Origin of the sequence: Testudinibacter sp. 'clade 2' (genome assembly GCF_006227735.1) — a bacterium.
Lineage (GTDB): Bacteria > Pseudomonadota > Gammaproteobacteria > Enterobacterales > Pasteurellaceae > Chelonobacter.
On the sequence record NZ_VDHB01000005.1, the window covers coordinates 13261 to 29480 of the forward strand.

A 16220-nucleotide genomic window follows, 5' to 3' on the forward strand; every position below is an offset into this window, starting at 1 on the left:
TTTGGCAGGTAATTAACTGCCAATCAGACGATATAACTCGGTATCTTTGCGATCCAGATAGTGGAACGATTGAATACGGCGAATAGTGCGCGAGCGTCCGCGGATTAATAATGTTTCGGTGGTGGCGATGTTGCCTTTGCGGTGAATGCCTTTCAGCAAGTCGCCGTTGGTGATGCCGGTGGCGGAAAAAATCAGGTTGTCGTCACGCACAATCTCTTCCAGTTGCAACACTTTATTGACTTCCACCCCCATTTGCTGGCAACGGGCGATCTCTTGTGCGGCAATGGCACGATTTTCTTCACTGTCGCCTTTCACTTGATTACGTGGCAGCAACCGCACTTGCATTTCGCCGCCTAAGGCACGGATTGCCGCTCCGGCGACCACACCTTCCGGCGCTCCGCCGATGGCATACAGCATATCGACATTATTATCCGGCAAGCAGCATAAAATTGAAGCCGCCACATCACCGTCAGGAATGGCCAATACTTTGACGCCCAGTTGTTGCATTTTGGCAATAGTTTCTTGGTGACGGGGTTTGTCAAGGGTGATCACCGTTAATTGCGACAGCAGTTTGCCGAGCTTGGAGGCAACGCGGCGCAGGTTTTGTTCCAATGGCAGGTTGAGATCGATCATGCCTTTCACTTCCGGCCCGACCACCAATTTTTCCATATACATATCCGGCGCCTGCAGGAAGGTATCCGGTCCGCCGGCAGCGAGCACCGACAGCGCATTGGCTTGCCCCATCGCCGTCATGCGCGTGCCTTCAATCGGGTCAACGGCAATCGTAATATTATCACCGCTGCCATTGCCGACTTTTTCGCCGATATATAGCATCGGTGCTTCGTCGATTTCACCTTCGCCGATAACAATTTCGCCGTTAATATCAATTTGATTCAGCATGATGCGCATGGCTTTGACTGCCGCTTCATCGGCGGCATCTTTATTGCCACGTCCTAACCAGGCAAAGCCGGCAAGGGCGGCAGCTTCAGTAACGCGGGAAAATTCGATTGCAAGGGCTCTTTTCATTTTGTGTGACCTATTCATTTGAGGTTGAAGGAGAATGAGTTAGCGAACGATGGATTGGCTATCCACACAAAGCCGTAGTTTAGCACAGTATTGCAACTGATGGCGCAAAGCCGTAAAAAAATTGACCACACTTTTCAATTTCTATGTGAAATCTGCGGCTAACTAGGCTAGAATGAGGTTTATTTTCTGTAGAACTATTATTTATTGAGGATTGATGATTATGTCTTTTGAGCTGCTCGAACAACTAGATGAAAAAATTAAACAAGCCGTTGAAACCATTCAATTACAACAATTGGAAATTGAAGAATTGAAAGGTAAACATGAACAGGTTCAAAATGAGTTGAATCATTTGCGCGGTGAGCGCGATGCGTTGGCCGGCGAAAATGATCACTTGAAAAACGAACATAACAATTGGCAAGAAAGATTGCGTTCGCTATTGGGTAAAATCGATAACGTGTAATTCTTTTTGGCTTTGTCCATTGAAAACCGAGTGTAAACCGCACTCGGTTTTTTTATTTTCCGATGTTTCTATTGTCCGCCATCAACTCCATTGCGAGCATTTATTTAATTTTATAAAATAATGTGATCTATCCCCTGCTTTTCAACTTTTCCGATTGAATCTTAACAAAGCTTGTGACAGTCTTAAGTTATAGGCAGATTAGCTGTGCTAAGTATAAAAAAGGATAATATAACGTTATATTTTTTGCTTAAATGTTAAATTCATTTGAATTTTTTTCTCAACCTTGAATATAACGGTTTGGTCAGTCAAATAATCGAAATGGAGATAGATATGAGTGTTTTGGCAAATTCAGCGACAGTGGATAGGGCAACGATAGAAGCACTATTGGGCGGCAGACATTCGGATCCGTTTGCGGTGTTAGGAATGCACGAGACCGACAACGGGGTAGAAGTGCGGGTGCTGATGCCGGATGCTTCAAAAGTTTTGATTATTGATAAAGAGAGTCAGCAAGAAGTGGCAGAAATGACTTGCTTGCATGAAGATGGCTTTTTCAGCGCCGTGATGGCAGATAAACATGATTTTTTTAATTATCAACTCAATGTGTTTTGGGGGAATGAAAACCAAATTTTAGAAGATCCTTACCGTTTCCGCCCGATTTTGTCAGACTTAGACAACTGGTTGCTGGCAGAAGGCACACATTATCGCCCTTATGAAAAACTAGGCGCCCATTTCACCGAAATTGATGGCGTAGCAGGGGTAAATTTTGTGCTTTGGGCGCCAAATGCCAAGCGGGTCTCGGTGGTCGGGGATTTTAACTTCTGGGACGGACGCCGCCACCCGATGCGCTTCCACCCGGAAAACGGCTTATGGGAAATTTTTATTCCAAAAGTCACCTTAGGCAGCCTGTATAAATATGAGCTGTTAGACGCCAACGACACTCTGCGCCTGAAAGCCGATCCTTATGCGTTTGCTTCGCAGTTGCGCCCGGATACGGCTTCACAAGTCAGTGCGCTGCCGGATATGGTTGAAATGACCGAAGCCCGCAAACTGGCGAATGCTTTCGAGGCGCCAATTTCAATTTATGAAGTCCATTTGGGCTCGTGGCGGCGTAATCTGGAAAATAATTTCTGGCTAAATTATGACGAAATCGCCGAACAACTGATTCCTTATGTCAAAGAGATGGGCTTCACACACATCGAATTGATGCCAATTAATGAATTTCCGTTTGATGGTTCCTGGGGTTATCAACCACTGGGATTATATTCACCGACCAGCCGTTTCGGCAGCCCGCAACAACTGCGCAACTTTATTCAAAAAGCGCACGATGCCGGCATTAATGTGATTCTGGACTGGGTGCCGGGTCACTTCCCGAACGATACGCACGGCTTAGCGTATTTTGACGGCACCGCACTTTATGAGCACGCTGATCCGCGCGAAGGCTTTCATCAAGATTGGAACACCTTGATTTATAACTATGGTCGTAATGAAGTCAAAAACTTTTTGGCAGGCAACGGACTGTATTGGCTAGAGCGCTTTGGCATCGATGCGCTACGGGTTGATGCAGTGGCCTCGATGATCTATCGCGATTACAGCCGTAAAGAGGGCGAATGGATCCCGAATCAATACGGTGGCCGCGAAAACTTGGAAGCGATTGAATTTTTGAAGCACACCAACTACATCATCGGCAACGAGATGGACGGCTGTATGGCGATCGCCGAAGAGTCGACAGCGTTTCCGGGCATCACCAACCCACCGGAAATGGGCGGCTTGGGCTTCCATTACAAATGGAATATGGGATGGATGAATGACACCCTGTCATACATGAAGCTGGATCCGGTATATCGTCAACACCACCATAACCAATTGACTTTCGGTATGCTGTACAACTACACCGAAAACTTTATTTTACCGCTGTCACACGATGAAGTGGTGCACGGCAAAGGCTCGCTACTCGACAAAATGCCCGGTGACGCATGGCAAAAATTTGCTAACTTGCGTGCGTATTACGGCTATATGTGGGGACATCCGGGCAAGAAACTGCTGTTTATGGGTTCAGAATTTGCGCAAGGTCGTGAATGGGATTATCAAGAAAGTTTGGACTGGTTCCTGCTGGACGACAAACACGGCGGCGGCTGGCATCGCGGCGTACAAAATCTGGTGAAGGATTTAAACCACGTTTACCGGCAAACCCCGGCGTTGCACCAATTGGATTTTGATCCCCAAGGGTTTGAGTGGCTAGTGGTTGATGACTATCAAAATTCGATTTTTGCCTTTGCCCGTAAAGATCGCCACGGCAATGAGGTGATTGTGGTCAGCAACTTTACCCCGGTAGCGCGTGAAAATTACCGCATCGGCGTCAATCATGCCGGTGTTTATCAGGAAATTTTGAACACTGATTCGGAGTATTATCACGGTTCGAACGTCGGCAATGCAGAGGTTATCCTGACTGAGGAGATTGCCAGCCATAATAAATTGCAATCGCTTTCGCTGACAATTCCACCATTGGCAACAATTTATCTGCAATATCAAAAATAAACAAGCAGGCTATTCTGGAAAAAGGTTGTTGGTAACATGATTGGTAGAGTGAGAAACGGAATGACGCAGCCGCTGGGCGCTTCAATTCAAGTTATTGAGGGACAGTACGGTGTGAATTTTGCGGTATTTTCCGAGCATGCTGCGATGATAGAGCTGTGCCTGTTTTCTTATCGCGGCAAAGAACATCGTTTTAAAATGATCAAAGGACAAGATCATATTTGGTCACTCTGGTTGGCCGGGGTTGAAACCGGTATTAAATATGGTTTTCGCGCTTACGGCGAAGACAAACCGCAGCAAGGCATCAGCTTCAATCCACAAAAAGTGATGTTGGATCCTTATGCCAAAGCGGTGGACAGCAAACCCTGTTATCAAACCGATAAACAATTGATGTTGTTTGATTTTGCCAATGAGTTGGATAATCATGAAGTTGCACCAAAAGCAGTCGTCATCGCCGATGACTTCGATTGGCAAGGTGACCAATCTCCTGATTACCCTTGGGCACAAACCATTATTTACGAACTGCACGTGAAAGGCTTCAGCCAACTGAATCCGAACATTCCGCCGGAATTGCGTGGCAGTTATGCCGGCTTAGCACACCCGGCTTCAGTGAACTATCTGAAAAAACTCGGCGTGACCGCACTTGAGCTGATGCCGGTGGCATTTCATGCCGATGAACTGCATTTGCAACGTCGCGGTTTATCCAATTATTGGGGTTATAATTTATTGGCTCCATTTGCGGTGGACAATCGCTATTGGTCCGGGCGCAAAGGCACCACCCCGGAAAGCGAATTTAAGCAGATGGTAAAAACCCTGCATCAAGCCGGATTTGAAGTGATTTTAGATGTGGTGTTCAACCATACCGCTGATTCTGATTGGTGGCAGCCAACACTTAGCCAGCGCGGTTTAGACAATGCCAATTACTACTGGCTGACCGAAAACGGCGAATACCATAATTGGAGCGGCTGTGGCAATGCTTTGAACCTGACCAAACCGAATACCTTGCAATGGGTGCATGATTGCCTGCGCTACTGGGTGGACACGTTTCATGTGGACGGTTTCCGTTTCGATCTGGCAACAATTATCGGACGTGAGCCGGAATTTAACCGATATGCTGCGATTTTTGAACGGATTGCCAATGACCCGGTTTTAAAAGATAAAAAATATATTGCCGAACCGTGGGATATTGGTTGGGGCGGTTACCAATTAGGCAATTTCCCCGATTATTTTGCTGAATGGAATGATCGTTTCCGGGATGATATACGTCGCTTTTGGCTGCATAACCAAGGCAATATGGGCTTGTTTGCGCAACGCTTCAGTGCCTCAGCGGATATTTTTCAGCACGAGCAAAAACGCCCTAGCGCCTCGATTAATTATATCTGTTCCCATGATGGATTCACGCTGCATGACTTGGTGAGCTATCAGCAGAAACACAACTGGGCTAACGGCGAAGAGAATCGTGACGGACACGGTGAAAGTTATAACAATAATTTCGGTATTGAAGGTGAAACTGAGCAAACCGATATTTTACAACAGCGCCAAGCCGCAAAACGGGCGCTGCTCGCGACCGCACTTTTAGCCAACGGTACGCCGATGTTGCTGGCAGGTGACGAGTTTGGACATAGTCAGCAAGGCAATAACAACGCTTATTGCCAGGATAATGAGATCACTTGGATAGATTGGAGCCAACAAGATCAACAGCTATTGGCTTACAGCCGGGCAATTATCCAAATACGTAAACAGATTACCGCACTTTGTGGACACAATGACTGGTGGAATGACAGTGATGTGCAATGGCTGAACCAAGCGGGCCAAGCAATGAGCATTGCTGATTGGGAAGATGGCAGTAGTGTCGGATTCCAGATTCAGCTTGACGACAAATGGTTATTCATCATCAACCGCAGCGCACAGCAACAGGATTTTAATCTGCCGCAGGGAACATGGCATCATGCTATTTCGCAGCAAACAATGACAGTAGAGGGGAATAATCTGAAGGTTAGCACTGTTGGCCTTTATATTTTATATCGGTAAATCAAGTCGTATTACCAAATTGTTATGGTGTTTTATTGGATCTTAAACTAGGGGAAAACGAATATGGACGAAATTTTGAAAAACTCACCAAGCATGTTGCGTATCACGGATGATACTTTAGTGTTGATTTTAGCCGGTGGACGAGGCTCACGTTTGTACGAACTCACAGATAAGCGTGCAAAACCAGCGGTTTATTTCGGAGGTTCTTGCCGTATTATTGATTTCGCCCTGTCAAATTGTATCAATTCCAATTTGAATCGTATCGGGGTCGTCACCCAATATATGGCGCACTCGCTGCTACGTCACCTGCAGCACAGTTGGTCATTCCTGCCGCGTGAACGCAATGAATTTGTCGATATGCTACCGGCACGTCAACAGTTGGATGACAGCACTTGGTATCGCGGTACTGCCGATGCGGTGTACCAAAATTGCGATATTATGAAAAGCCATTACAAACCGAAATATGTTCTGATTCTGGCAGGGGATCATATTTATAAAATGAATTATGCCCAAATGCTACTAGATCATGTCTCCAGCGGTGCAAAATGTACGGTTGGCTGTATCGAGGTGGAAAAAGAGAAGGCATCTGAATTCGGTGTGATGGGTGTGAATGAGAATCTGCAAGTGACCGATTTTATCGAGAAACCGAAGAATCCACCAACGATGCAAGGCAAACCGGATACCTGCTTGGCGTCAATGGGAATTTATGTGTTTGATGCAGATTATCTGTATAGCATTTTGGATCAAGAATTTGCCAAACCTGAATCCAACCATGATTTCGGCAAAGACATTATTCCACAAGCATTAAAAGAAGGCGTTTTATATGCCCATCCATTCAGCCGCTCTTGCATGGGGCGCAACCCACAGGGTGAAATTTATTGGCGCGATGTCGGCACCATTGATGCGCTGTGGGAAGCTAATATTGATTTGGTCACCGAACATCCACAATTGGATATTTTCGACCAACGCTGGCCGATTCGTTCCACCCCGAAACAGACCTTCCCGTCCAAGTTTTTCTACAAGCATCTGCGCAAAACCAGAGCGTTGGACAACTCGTTAGTTGGTGGCGGCTGCATTATCACCGATGCAATTATCAGTAACTCGGTGTTATTTGATCATGTCGTAGCAAAAGAGGGATCACAAGTAGAGTTCTCAGTCATTTTGCCGGAAGTCACCATCGGAAAAAATGTGGTGATCAAGCGTGCCATTATTGATCGCCATTGTAATATTCCTGACGGTATGGAGATCGGGGTTGATTTAGAGCTTGACGCAAGACGCTTCCGTGTCAGCAAAGGCGGTGTGGTTTTGGTGACCTCAAAAATGTTGGGCAAGCTAAAACAGGAAACAGAGCAACAAGCTAAAAAAGCTTATAAAGCAGAACCATAGTCACACATCATCGTCTCCGCTTTTTCAAGTGCGGAGACGATGTTTTATTTCAGCAAAAATCAGGTGGAAATCCTATGAATGTTTTACACGTTTGCTCAGAGCTGTATCCTTTATTAAAAACCGGCGGTCTGGCAGATGTCACCGGCGCGTTACCCTTTGCCCAACAACAAAACGGTGACAACGTCCGAATTTTAATCCCGGCATTTCCGGCGATCACGGCGGGTTTACCGGAATCAGGTGTGGTTGGCACTTTTGATACCTTTGCCGGTCAAGCAACGTTACGCTATGCCGAGTATCAAGGTTTGGGCGTTTATTTGATCGACGCACCGCACTTGTATCAACGCGAAGGCAATCCTTACCACGATCAATCCTATCACGATTATGCCGACAACTATCTGCGTTTTGCCTTGTTGGCATGGTTTGGTGCCGAGCTGGGTGATAATCTGGACAGCTGGTGGAAAGCCGATGTCGTGCATGCTCACGACTGGCACGCCGGTTTGGCTTGTGCCTATTTACATGCCAAAGGCAGACCGGCAAAATCGGTATTCACTATCCATAATTTAGCCTATCAAGGACAATTTAATTATCGTCATATGGCGGAGATCGCACTGCCACTGGAAATGTTTAACGTGAACGGAGTCGAGTTAAACGGGCAAATTTCCTATTTGAAAGCCGGATTGTATTATGCGGATCATGTTACCGCCGTCAGTCCGACTTATGCTCAAGAAATTACCACACCGGAATATGCTTATGGCCTACAAGGGTTGCTGACCACCTTGCAGCAACAAAACAAATTGAGTGGTGTGCTAAATGGTGTGGACTACCAAATTTGGAATCCTGAGCTGGACAGCCATTTGCCTGAGCACTACAAATTAAAAGGCATGAGCGGCAAGGCAAAATGTAAAGCCGAGCTGCAACAAGCATTCAACTTGCCACAGGATAAAAATGCGCTGTTGTTTGTGATGGTCACTCGCTTGACTGCACAAAAGGGCGTAGATTTGCTGTTGCAGGCACTGCCGCGAATCTTAAAAGACGGGGTGCAATTTATTTTATTGGGTTCCGGCGATAAGCAGTATGAACTGGCATTCTCACAACTAGAGCTACAATATCCACAGCAAGTCAGTGTGGAAATTGGCTATAACGAAAAGCTGTCTCACTTAATTATTGCTGGCGGTGATGTCATTTTAGTACCGAGCCGTTTTGAACCTTGTGGCTTAACCCAATTATATGGGTTAAAATATGGCACTTTACCGTTAGTGAGATCGACCGGCGGATTAGCCGATACCGTGGTTGATTGCAGCAAAGAGAATCTAAAAACCCGACTGGCAACCGGTTTTGTTTTTAATGATGCAAATGTCGAGCAACTGGTGACTGCGTTTGAACAGGCACAAGCGCTATGGCACGCCAAACCACAATGGTATAAAGTTCGTATCAATGCCATGGAGGCCGATTTCAGCTGGCATTTAGCTGCTGAAAAATATTCAGTTATCTATCAGAATTTGTTTAACTGACACGATTTATTCAATTTTAATGAAGGATATTTGACCTAATGAGCAATACCATTTTACACCATTCCCCTCTGTCTAGTGCTGAAGGTGTTAAAAACGCAATTGTACAAAAACTAATCTTTTCCATTGGCCGCGATCCGGGTGTTGCCAGTCAACGTGACTGGTTGAACGCCACTTTATTGGCGGTTCGTGATTTGGTTTCAGAAGGTTGGCTGAAAACACAGCGTGCCACCCAATCACAAAACTGCCGCCGAGTATATTATCTCTCAATGGAATTTTTAATGGGCCGCACCCTATCCAATGCGATGTTAGCCGAAGGCGTTTACGATGTGGTGCGCGAAGCGTTGGAACAATTAGGTCTGAATTTAGAAGACGTGATTGAAAAAGAAGTGGATCCAGGCTTAGGCAACGGCGGATTAGGTCGTTTAGCCGCCTGTTTCCTCGACTCCATTGCTACCTTAAATTATCCCGGTATGGGCTATGGTATCCGTTATGAATACGGCATGTTCCGCCAAAAAATCGTCGATGGTCAACAGGTAGAACGTCCGGATGCTTGGTTGGAAAAAGGAGTACCTTGGGAGTTTATTCGTCCGACCAAGCGCTATAAAGTCGAATTCGGTGGGCGCATCTATTTTGAAGGCGACAAATGCCATTGGGTCGATACCTCACAAATCGTTGCCTTGGGCTATGATCAAATTATTCCAGGTTATGAAACCAATATGGCAAATAGCCTGCGCTTATGGTCAGCCCATGCTGGTGACGTATTTGATTTAACCAAGTTTAACCGCGGTGACTATTTTGCCGCAATGGAACGCCAGAACAGTTCTGAAAACGTCTCACGCGTGTTATATCCGGATGATTCAACCTACGCTGGGCGTGAATTGCGTTTACGCCAGGAATACTTTTTGGTTTCCGCTTCCCTGCAAGACATCCTAAACCGCCATCGCTGGGAACACAAAACCCTCACTAATCTTGCTGATAAAGTGGCGATTCACTTAAATGATACACACCCGGTACTGGCGATTCCGGAATTAATGAGTATTCTGATTGATAAAGAAGAGTTTAGCTGGAAAGCTGCGTGGGAAATCACTTGCAAAGTATTCTCTTACACTAATCACACCTTGATGAGTGAAGCGTTGGAAACTTGGCCGGTTGATATGATGGGCGCTATTTTGCCACGCCATTTACAGCTTATTTTAGAGATTAATGAACACTTCCTGGAGAGTATCAAATCTTATACCGAAAAAGATCCGGATTTAATCCGCCGAGTTTCGTTAATCGATGAAAACGACGGGCGTAAAGTGCGGATGGCATGGCTAGCGGTGGTCGCTTCACACAAAATCAACGGCGTAGCAAAACTGCACTCTGACTTGATGGTGAAATCCATTTTTGCCGATTTTGCTAAAATTTATCCGGAACGTTTCTGCAATATGACCAACGGAATTACTCCACGTCGCTGGATCGGCGTTGCCAATCCTGGTTTATCCACGGTAATCGACAAATATATCGGTAAATCATGGCGTAAGGATCTGAGCCATTTAGAACAGCTGAAACAATATGCAGATTTCCCAAAATTTATGCAGGAAGTGCGTGAAGTGAAAAAAGCCAATAAAGTCAAATTGGCAAACTATATCGCGCACAACTTGAATATTGTGGTCAACCCTGATGCACTGTTTGATGTACAAATCAAACGAATTCATGAATATAAACGTCAACACTTGAACTTGTTGCATATTATCGCCCGTTATAATGAAATTCTGCGTAATCCGGAAAAAGACTGGACGCCACGGGTGTTCATCATTGCCGGTAAAGCAGCATCTGCTTATTATGCGGCAAAACAAATTATTCGTTTAATCAATGATGTAGCAAAAGTGATCAACAACGATATGCGAGTGCACGACAAACTGAAGCTGGTTTTCATTCCGAATTACAGCGTCAGCTTGGCGCAATTGATTATTCCGGCAGCTGATGTTTCTGAACAGATTTCGCTGGCAGGTACTGAAGCTTCCGGCACCAGCAACATGAAATTTGCCTTGAATGGTGCGTTAACCATCGGTACTCTGGATGGCGCCAATGTCGAGATTTTGCAGAATGTCGGCGAAGACAATATTTTCATCTTCGGCAATACGGTAGAACAAGTGGAAGCACTGCGTCACAAAGGCTACCAACCGTCAGCCTATTATGAAAATGATCCGCAATTGCGTGAAGCCTTGCAACAAATCACCAGCGGTGCATTCAGTCCGGAAGAACCGGGACGCTACCAATCATTTTCACCACTGAGTGATTACTATCAAGCCTTCGCAGATTTCCGCAGCTATGTTGAAGCGCAGCGGGAGATTGACAAAGTGTATAAAGATCAAAATCTTTGGGTTGCCAAAGCAATTCAAAATATTGTGAATATGAGTTATTTCTCCTCTGACCGTACCATCAAAGAATATGCTGATCAGATCTGGCATTTACAACCGGTAAAACTGTAAGCTTGTTCGAAAACGCCCCGTTATTCTGCAATAACGGGGCGTTTTTATGGAGAAGAATTATTTGCGCTGATAGTACGCAGTAAATGAGGCTTTATCAATCGTGTGTGCATTAACCAAGAAACCGCCAAGTGCGGTCGTGGTGTTTTCGTCTACAGCCAGCTTTTCGGTATTCAGCGCATGCACGGTGAAAATATAGCGGTGAGCATCATCTCCCTGCGGTGGGCAAACGCCGCCCCAACCGTGATAACCATAATCCGTTCTCAACTGAAATGCGCCTTGCGGCAAATTGGCTTGATCAGCCGCACCGGCATTGGCGGCTAAACCACTGGCTGTTACCGGAATATTAACCACATACCAGTGCCAAAAGCCGGAACCTGTCGGCGCATCGGGATCATACACCGATACTGCAAAACTTTTCGTGCCTGCCGGGGCATTTTTCCAATGCAGTTCCGGTGATTGATTATTACCACTGCAACCAAAACCGTTAAATTCAAAATCAGCCGAAATGCTGCTATTCGCTTGAATTTGCGGACTGCTGAGTTGGAAACTGTTATCGGCTTGGGCGCTAGCGGCAACCGCACTGACGATTAATGTTGAAGCTAATTGAGATATTTTCATTTTAAAATCCTTATAAACGTGAATAAGGATGCTATTTTGCTGCAATACCGTCAAAGCCACTATCCGTTTTAGTGCAATATTTAGCTGTATTCAGTCATTTTATCGGTTTTGATCATCGACGGTAAAAGATCAAAGCGTTTCTTAAACGCAGCACTGAAGCGGCTTTGTGAATGATAGCCGCACAACTGGGCGATGTCGGCAAGGTTTTTTGAGGTGCTGAGAATCAATGAAAGTGCGGTATCCAAGCGTAAATCTTGCAACCATTGCCGAAAATGCGTATCTTCACGCAACAAGCGGCGTTTCAGTGTACTTTCACTCACGTGAAAAGCAGCCGCAATCTCGCTTAAACGCCATGATTTTGCCAAATCATTTTCCACTAGATACTGCATTTTTTCGGTCCAACTGAGCTGTTGGGGCGACGGAAAATAGATATTTAATTCAGATAATTGCAGCAACAGCTCCAATGTGCGGTGCTGTTTAACTTGATCACTAAGATGTGGGTCTTGCAGGCTGAGCCATGTCCGCTGAAAACACTCAAATAAGGTTTTTGAATGGCAGCTGATACAATCTTGGGTTTTAACCGGTTTAATCTGTGGGTAATAGCGATAAAACAGTTGTAAAGTATCCGGCGATAAATTGATGATATGCGAACAGTAATAACCTTTGCCCAAGGTATTGTTGAAAATGTCCCAGTGGCTGTCTTTTTGCAGGATAAACAGCTCGTTTTCCACCACATCGTGCGACGATTGATTACGCAAGAAGGTTTTGCGACCGCTCTTTATCAACCCAATCATCGGATAACGAATATGTACGTGCCGCATTTTGTGATCTTTATCGGCAGCCAATTGTCGCGCATTACTGAAACTGATGGCTGGTATCATCATGTTACCTTGCTCCGCTTGTCCTCAAGTCTACAGCAATTTAACCAAACGGTTTAAATCGCTTTGAATCGCACCGGCAGTCATTGCCGGGCCCGAACTGGGGCCATGGATAACCAACGGTTTATCCCGATACCATAGACTACGAATCAAATAGTGATTTTCACCGGGCAGTGTTTGACTGATCAGATCGTCCGGTTCCAACTGCTCCAAACGTACAGTGGACTGCCCGTTAGCATTAAAACGGGCAACATAACGCAGCGCCATACCGTCTTCATGTGCGTCCTGATAACGTTGCTGCAAGCGCTGACTGAGCGGCTCCAAGCGTTCAAAAAATTCACTTAGCGAAAATTGTTCCGCATCTGCGTCCAATAACGATTCGACTTTAATTTGCTGCGGATCCAGATCATAACCCGCACTTCGCGCCGCAATCACCAATTTCCGCATCGCATCGGTTCCGCTCAAATCTTCGCGCGGATTGCGTTCGCTTAAGCCTTGTTGCCACGCTTGTTCAATCAATTCCGGAAAACTGTAAATATGCTGCTCATATTGCGAAAACAACCACGTCATCGTGTCAGAAAATGTGCCTTCCACCGATAAAATCGTATCACCACTCTCGACCAAATCACGCAAAATCGTATTCAGCGGTAAGCCGCTGCCAATCGTGGCATTATAAAACCAGTAGCTGCCCGATTGGCTAAAGGCATTTTGCAAGGCATGAAACTCACTCAAGGGAAAAGCCGCCGCGCGTTTATTGGCACTGATCACATGGAAACCATGTTTGGCAAAATTCATATAATGTTTGGCAACTTCGTCGCTAGCAGTAATATCCAGCACCACCAATTCGTCAAACGGATGCCCGCTCATCCAGTTGATCAGCTGCTGCGGCTGCAACTCTTGCGCCGACTGGGCAAATGCTTCGTCAATCGAACGCTGCTGCAACTGCGGAATCAGCCCTTGATAACTGAGCCAGCCTTTAGTGCTGGAAACCATACCGATCAGCGTAAAATTGAATTTGCTGCGAGCTGACAGCTCTTCGCGACGTTGGCGGTAAAGCTCAATCCAAGTTTTGGCAATAGAACCATTGCCTAACACCACCAAACCAATACTTTTATGCGGTCGAAACAGATCATCATGTACATTGCGCAGCAACTCACGTCCGACCTTTTGCCGCAAAATGGCAACCACACTGATCTGTTCCGGTGATTGCCAGATAAATTCGACCTGCTGTGTTTTCAACATTTGTAAGAAACGCATCATTTGCAATGAATTACGGCAAACGCCATAGCCGACAATTGCCAACAGTGCCATATCGTAACGCACAAAAGAGGACTCGACGGTCAACGGCAGTTGTTTTAACTGAAGATAAATATTATCCAAATATTCAACTGGATAGGCGAGCTTTAACAGTCGCTGTGGTCGATCTAAATTGTGCGCCAGCGGCAGCAACTGTTGCTGTTCCAGCCATTGAAGTGCGGTTTGCTGCCATTCATCCAGTGATTGCGTCGGCGGAATCAGCAGCTCAATCAGTCCGATTTGGTTATGGTGGGTCACGATTTTGCCGTTTTCACTGGCGGTCAGGGCATGTTCAATTCGGGTAGAGCCATTTTCCGGCTGCAAACTGCTGCGCAGCAACAGACTGAGTGAGTGGCTTTTGACCGGCTGCAAGGTTCTGGCGTGCAACACAGGCGCGGCTAAACGCGACAGCTCACTGGCTTCATCCAATCGCAAAAATGTTAATAAATTGGCATGATGAATTTGGTGCGGATCGGCGCTGTAAACACCGGCAACATCGCTCCAAATTGTCACTTTGCTCAGATCTGCCAGTGCTGCAATCTGGGTCGCGGAATAGTCTGAGCCGTTACGCCCCAACAAAACCGTTTCTTTTGCCCTATTTTGGCAGATAAAGCCGGTGATAATCAGGCGTTTGCCCTCGGCCTGCGCCAAGTGCGGTTGCAGTTTGCGGCGGCTGGCGGCAAAATCAACCTGCGGCATGACCGCTCTTTCGGCATACATAAACAGTCGCGCATCTAAAAAGCAGCTCTCAATTCCCACTTGGTTGAGGTACGCACTGACCAATCTTGCAGTCCAAATTTCGCCATGTCCCACCACTTCAGCATAAATCGCTTCACTCAACGGCTTATCCAGCAACGAAGAGAGCGATAAAATATCTTCCAGAAACGGCTGCGAAACTGTTTCGGGGGCATTAAGCAGTTTGTTGGTTTGGGTTAGATATTGAAATTTGATTTTTTGTAATTGCTGGTTGGCACTGACCGGATCGCTGCTTGATAGCGTGACCCAACGAATCAGATTATCGGTCATATCCCCCATTGCCGAAACAACGATCAAATCCTGCTGTTGACTATATTTTTTGATTAATTGTGCGACATTGCGGATACGCTCGGCATCAGCCAAACTGCTGCCGCCGAATTTGTGCATCTCTCTTGTCGGATTTGTTTTCATCACACGCTCCGTTGATCAGCCCGAACCGGGGGAAAGTCTAAAGGGGGAAATATACGTCGCTCATTTTAACAGTTTTTTAGCGCTATCAAAATTAAATGCCCGATTTTTTGGCAGTCTTGACGTCCAGATTGTTATTTCTGCATTTTTTGTTAAAATAGCCAAACTTTCTCTAAGGGTTATACAACAGGGTGAATTATGGCGGAGTGGGACGGAAAATATATCAGCCCGTATGCAGAGCACGGCAAAAAAAGTGAACAGGTCAAGAAAATTACAGTGTCGATTCCGATCAAAGTGCTGGAAATTCTCACTAACGAACGCACCCGACGTCAAATCCGCAATCTGCGCCACGCCACCAACAGCGAGTTGCTGTGTGAAGCCTTTTTGCATGCCTTCACCGGACAACCACTACCGACCGACCACGATCTGATGAAAGAGCGTAGCGATGAAATTCCGGAAGATGCCAAAGTGTTAATGCGCGAGTGCGGTATTGACCCGGACAGTTGGGAATATTGATCCTACTTTAATAACGGTGTAACAGATAACACCGATTGGGTATCAATGACTTGAAACAGAAAATCAATATTCGGGTGTTTACCCGGATTTTGTTTTGCATCAACCACATGTTCCGCAAACAACGCCAACCCCAGCTGCGCCGCTTGTGCGTCAAGCTGCTGAAAACGTTGGGCAAGAGCATAGTAAACCCGCAGCGAACCAAGTTTGCCAACAACCGCTGGAATATGTCGAACCAATTCCCCTTGCGCATTGAATATATCTAAGCCGCTTAAATGATCGACACTGGGCAACGTTGCCAGATTTTGTTGAAAAGTCATCCAAATTCCTC

General features: G+C 46.0%; 12 protein-coding genes. 7 read left to right on the forward strand and 5 right to left on the reverse strand.

The genetic code is table 11. From position 1 onward, the window contains the following. Positions 1-12: 12 nt before the first annotated feature. The gene (gene glpX, locus FHQ30_RS00685; RefSeq protein WP_139610220.1) at positions 13-1026 is read right to left on the reverse strand and encodes a class II fructose-bisphosphatase; all 1014 of its coding nucleotides are present in this window, start codon (positions 1024-1026) and stop codon (positions 13-15) included. Between the two features lie 220 nt (positions 1027-1246). Between glpX and zapB the strand changes: the two genes are divergently transcribed. The 6 genes from zapB to glgP all read left to right on the forward strand — a co-directional run bounded on the left by zapB (position 1247) and on the right by glgP (position 11420). Then, complete coding sequence (gene zapB, locus FHQ30_RS00690) at positions 1247-1486, forward strand: cell division protein ZapB (RefSeq protein WP_084256318.1); 240 nt, start codon at positions 1247-1249, stop codon at positions 1484-1486. A gap of 330 nt (positions 1487-1816) precedes the next feature. Continuing rightward, on the forward strand, positions 1817-4021 hold the full coding sequence (gene glgB / locus FHQ30_RS00695; protein WP_139610221.1) for a 1,4-alpha-glucan branching protein GlgB: 2205 nt from the start codon (positions 1817-1819) through the stop codon (positions 4019-4021). 36 nt (positions 4022-4057) lie between these two features. Continuing rightward, positions 4058-6049: a glycogen debranching protein GlgX gene (glgX, locus tag FHQ30_RS00700; protein WP_139610222.1), complete on the forward strand. Its 1992-nt coding sequence runs from the start codon at positions 4058-4060 to the stop codon at positions 6047-6049. Between the two features lie 63 nt (positions 6050-6112). Next, complete coding sequence (gene glgC, locus FHQ30_RS00705; protein ID WP_132964971.1) at positions 6113-7435, forward strand: glucose-1-phosphate adenylyltransferase; 1323 nt, start codon at positions 6113-6115, stop codon at positions 7433-7435. Positions 7436-7509: 74 nt separating this feature from the next. Then, the gene (glgA, locus tag FHQ30_RS00710; RefSeq protein WP_139610223.1) at positions 7510-8946 is read left to right on the forward strand and encodes a glycogen synthase GlgA; all 1437 of its coding nucleotides are present in this window, start codon (positions 7510-7512) and stop codon (positions 8944-8946) included. A gap of 38 nt (positions 8947-8984) precedes the next feature. After that, positions 8985-11420: a glycogen/starch/alpha-glucan family phosphorylase gene (gene glgP, locus FHQ30_RS00715; protein ID WP_139610224.1), complete on the forward strand. Its 2436-nt coding sequence runs from the start codon at positions 8985-8987 to the stop codon at positions 11418-11420. A gap of 57 nt (positions 11421-11477) precedes the next feature. Here the strand turns inward: glgP and FHQ30_RS00720 are convergent, their stop codons facing one another. The 3 genes from FHQ30_RS00720 to metL form a co-directional block, all read right to left on the reverse strand. After that, on the reverse strand, positions 11478-12038 hold the full coding sequence (locus tag FHQ30_RS00720; RefSeq protein ID WP_132964977.1) for a YbhB/YbcL family Raf kinase inhibitor-like protein: 561 nt from the start codon (positions 12036-12038) through the stop codon (positions 11478-11480). Between the two features lie 80 nt (positions 12039-12118). Beyond that, a complete protein-coding gene (locus tag FHQ30_RS00725; protein ID WP_139608258.1) occupies positions 12119-12922 on the reverse strand; it encodes a helix-turn-helix transcriptional regulator in 804 nt (267 codons plus the stop codon). Between the two features lie 27 nt (positions 12923-12949). Beyond that, positions 12950-15379 (reverse strand): bifunctional aspartate kinase/homoserine dehydrogenase II, encoded by a 2430-nt coding sequence (gene metL, locus FHQ30_RS00730; RefSeq protein ID WP_139610225.1) that lies wholly within the window; start codon positions 15377-15379, stop codon positions 12950-12952. 195 nt (positions 15380-15574) lie between these two features. Here metL and metJ point away from each other — a divergent pair, with 195 nt between their 5' ends. Then, complete coding sequence (metJ, locus tag FHQ30_RS00735; RefSeq protein ID WP_132964984.1) at positions 15575-15892, forward strand: met regulon transcriptional regulator MetJ; 318 nt, start codon at positions 15575-15577, stop codon at positions 15890-15892. A gap of 2 nt (positions 15893-15894) precedes the next feature. Here the strand turns inward: metJ and FHQ30_RS00740 are convergent, their stop codons facing one another. Beyond that, positions 15895-16209, reverse strand: a complete 315-nt coding sequence (locus FHQ30_RS00740) for a DUF2322 family protein (protein ID WP_132964986.1) — start codon at positions 16207-16209, stop codon at positions 15895-15897. Positions 16210-16220 lie beyond the last annotated feature (11 nt).

Excerpts from the sequence above, each read along its gene's own strand:
- glpX (WP_139610220.1), bottom strand. The coding sequence starts at position 1,026 with ATGAAAAGAGCCCTTGCAATCGAATTTTCCCGCGTTACTGAAGCTGCC.
- zapB (WP_084256318.1), top strand. The coding sequence starts at position 1,247 with ATGTCTTTTGAGCTGCTCGAACAACTAGATGAAAAAATTAAACAAGCC.
- glgB (WP_139610221.1), top strand. The coding sequence starts at position 1,817 with ATGAGTGTTTTGGCAAATTCAGCGACAGTGGATAGGGCAACGATAGAA.
- glgX (WP_139610222.1), top strand. The coding sequence starts at position 4,058 with ATGATTGGTAGAGTGAGAAACGGAATGACGCAGCCGCTGGGCGCTTCA.
- glgC (WP_132964971.1), top strand. The coding sequence starts at position 6,113 with ATGGACGAAATTTTGAAAAACTCACCAAGCATGTTGCGTATCACGGAT.
- glgA (WP_139610223.1), top strand. The coding sequence starts at position 7,510 with ATGAATGTTTTACACGTTTGCTCAGAGCTGTATCCTTTATTAAAAACC.
- glgP (WP_139610224.1), top strand. The coding sequence starts at position 8,985 with ATGAGCAATACCATTTTACACCATTCCCCTCTGTCTAGTGCTGAAGGT.
- FHQ30_RS00720 (WP_132964977.1), bottom strand. The coding sequence starts at position 12,038 with ATGAAAATATCTCAATTAGCTTCAACATTAATCGTCAGTGCGGTTGCC.
- FHQ30_RS00725 (WP_139608258.1), bottom strand. The coding sequence starts at position 12,922 with ATGATGATACCAGCCATCAGTTTCAGTAATGCGCGACAATTGGCTGCC.
- metL (WP_139610225.1), bottom strand. The coding sequence starts at position 15,379 with ATGAAAACAAATCCGACAAGAGAGATGCACAAATTCGGCGGCAGCAGT.
- metJ (WP_132964984.1), top strand. The coding sequence starts at position 15,575 with ATGGCGGAGTGGGACGGAAAATATATCAGCCCGTATGCAGAGCACGGC.
- FHQ30_RS00740 (WP_132964986.1), bottom strand. The coding sequence starts at position 16,209 with ATGACTTTTCAACAAAATCTGGCAACGTTGCCCAGTGTCGATCATTTA.